Consider the following 2612-nt stretch of genomic DNA (forward strand, 5'->3'; position numbering starts at 1 on the left):
GCGAGGGCAGCGGCCGCAGGGCTCCGGCGAGGAAGCGGCATTGGCCGCGTTCGCCGGGTTCTGCCGGGAGCAGCTCGGCTGGCAGCCGGCCGGCTTCCCGGTGCTGTTCGGCGAGCATCTGTATGTCTCGCCGCTGCCTTCCTCAGCCCTGGACGGATTAAAGACTATCCGTCCGGGCTGGTATATGGGCCAGCTGCGCAGCGGCCGGTTCATTCCCGGCCATCCGCTGGCGACGGCGCTGAGGCCGTCTGAGAGCAGCCGCAGCCTGTCACTTGACAGCGCAAACGGTGAAGCCGTGTCCTATCTGAAAGGCGAGACACTGGCTGTTCCCGAGCAGCGGCTGGCTGTGCAGCCTGGCAGCACCCCCAAAGGATATGTACTGGTCTGCATCGACGGATTCAGCGCAGGATGGGGCAAATGGCAGGATGGTATGCTGAAGAATGAATATCCCGCAGGATGGAGGTGGACCTAAGCATGAGCGCATCAGGAAATGCCGGCAAGAAGCAGCGCATTGATAAAGTGCTGTCCCATATGGGCATCGGCTCGCGCAGTGATATCCGCAAGCAGGCCAAGCAGGGCCTGATTACCGTGAACGGCACTGTCGTTAAAGACAGCGGCTTTCATGTAGATCCTTATAAAGACTTAATTGAGGTGGGCGGTGAGGTTGTCCGCTACCGTGAATTTGTTTATCTGATGATGAACAAACCGGCCGGTGTCCTATCAGCTACAGAGGATAAACGGGACCGGACGGTTCTGGATCTGCTGAAGCCGGAGCATGCCCTGTTCGAGCCTTTTCCGGTCGGCCGGCTGGATAAGGATACGGTTGGGCTTCTGCTGCTCACCAATGACGGCAAGCTGGCTCATGAGCTGCTCTCCCCGCGCAAGCATGTGCCCAAGACTTATGAAGCTACAGTAGAAGGGGACGTAGATGCAGCGGATGTGGAGGCTTTTGCCAAAGGGGTTGAGCTGGAGGACGGTTATGTGACCCTGCCTGCACAGCTGAGCATTCTTAGCCGCGAGCGAGGAAGCAAGACCGTCTCGTACATTTCACTTACGATTACAGAAGGCAAGTTCCATCAGGTAAAACGGATGTTTATCGCTGTCGGCAAAAAAGTGACCTTTCTAAAGCGGGTCTCGATGGGCGAGCTGAAGCTGGATGAGAGCCTGCCGCTGGGGGCCTGCAGAGAGCTGACCGATGCAGAGCTAACGCTGTTAACCGGCGGTGCTGGAGAATCTGCGGAGTGATGGCTTAAGCGTCCGGGCCGATTTTATATATGCTTAATATAATTACGGGTCTTCATTGACCTGAGTTTGGTAAGCTTGCTTAATACAGCCGGATAGAAATAGACAGACAAGGATGGTGGGGTATGAAATACAAGCTGATTGCGCTGGACGTTGACGGAACCCTCTTGAATGATGACCATAAGCTAAGTGACGAAAATAAAGAAGCCATTGCCGAGGTTACGCGCCAGGGGGGCCAAATCGTATTGTGCACCGGCCGCAGCCCGCAGAATTCGATTCCTTTTATGGAGGAGCTGGGGCTTGAGGGGTATGTCCTTGGACACAACGGCGGGGCGACGGTATCGGTCAGTGACCGCAAGGTGCTTGATCAATACGGGATGGACGGCCGCGGCTCGATCCGTATATCGAATACTGCCGGAAGCATGACATCCATTTTGACGTCAGCACAGCCTTCGAAATGTATGTGGACAACGTGGAGAACCTGACCAAGGAAGCCAACTATATGTATGAGCACTTCCGGATCATGCCGGCCTCCCTGCCGGCGTGGGAGGAATTCCGCGAGCCGATTGTCAAATTTACAGTGTTCACCAAGTCTGCGGTACTGGATGAGGCCATGCGGGAATGGGGCACCTGGACCCAGCAGTATAATATGCTGCGCAGCGGCGAGTTTTTTGCCGATTTCATGCATCATGAAGCTTCAAAGGGCAATGCGCTCAAGAATCTTGCCGCAAGACTCGGTATCGCGCAGGAGGATGTAATGGCTATCGGTAACTATTACAATGATATTTCCATGCTGACCTATGCCGGCCTGGGCGTTGCCGTAGATAATGCTCCGCTTGAGGTAAAAGCGGCCGCCGATGCTATTACAGGTACGAATAACGAGCATGGCGTACGGGATGCACTTGTGAAATATTGCCTCTAGCCACTCTGGCCATAATTGAATTATAATCTTCCCAAGCATAAACCAGTGCCGTTCGGCGTTGGTTTATGCTTTTTTTGAGTTTGGCTGGGGTGGCGGGAGGAAGTGTGGTGTTTAGATGGGAATGGACGGACTGGTGACGGATGAATTTGTACTGGATAAGGATTATCTGATCTGGATCTGGCCGAATAAAATAGGACTGATCGAAAGATTAAGTGGAAATTCGTCACTTAATACTTCTCCAAACAATGATAATAGAATATTAGTTGGAAAAACGGCACTTAATTAAACGGATTTTGCGCTAAAAGGGGTTTGTGGTCTAAATTAGATGACGATTTTCCACTTAATGAGATGAAATTCCGGAAAACTGAGAAATTAAGTAGCAATAATCCAACTAGATTCGGGAGGCGGGAGGCGGGAGGTGGGAAGTGAGAAGTGAGAAGTGAGAAGT

At 52.9% G+C, this 2612-nt stretch carries 4 protein-coding genes; all 4 read left to right on the forward strand.

The window, feature by feature from the left end; genetic code table 11:
* The coding region (locus tag AWJ19_RS07500) for an RsmF rRNA methyltransferase first C-terminal domain-containing protein (RefSeq protein WP_198536489.1) at positions 1–472 on the forward strand (472 nt) is incomplete at its 5' end.
* A 2-nt stretch (positions 473–474) separates the two neighbouring features.
* A complete protein-coding gene (locus AWJ19_RS07505) occupies positions 475–1245 on the forward strand; it encodes a pseudouridine synthase (protein ID WP_068722611.1) in 771 nt (256 codons plus the stop codon).
* Between the two features lie 122 nt (positions 1246–1367).
* Positions 1368–1727, forward strand: coding sequence for an HAD-IIB family hydrolase (locus tag AWJ19_RS37525; RefSeq protein WP_347231089.1), 360 nt, complete (start codon positions 1368–1370; stop codon positions 1725–1727).
* Positions 1700–2164, forward strand: coding sequence for an HAD hydrolase family protein (locus AWJ19_RS37530; RefSeq protein ID WP_347231090.1), 465 nt, complete (start codon positions 1700–1702; stop codon positions 2162–2164). The genes AWJ19_RS37525 and AWJ19_RS37530 overlap by 28 nt, the downstream gene beginning before the upstream one ends.
* The last annotated feature ends 448 nt before the right edge of the window (positions 2165–2612 follow it).

Source organism: Paenibacillus sp. DMB5, assembly GCF_001517085.1.
Taxonomy (GTDB): Bacteria; Bacillota; Bacilli; order Paenibacillales; family Paenibacillaceae; genus Paenibacillus_AQ.

Bases quoted from the DNA above. Each gene is read 5' to 3' on its own strand.
- AWJ19_RS07505 (WP_068722611.1), top strand. From the start codon at position 475: ATGAGCGCATCAGGAAATGCCGGCAAGAAGCAGCGCATTGATAAAGTG.
- AWJ19_RS37525 (WP_347231089.1), top strand. From the start codon at position 1,368: ATGAAATACAAGCTGATTGCGCTGGACGTTGACGGAACCCTCTTGAAT.
- AWJ19_RS37530 (WP_347231090.1), top strand. From the start codon at position 1,700: ATGTATGTGGACAACGTGGAGAACCTGACCAAGGAAGCCAACTATATG.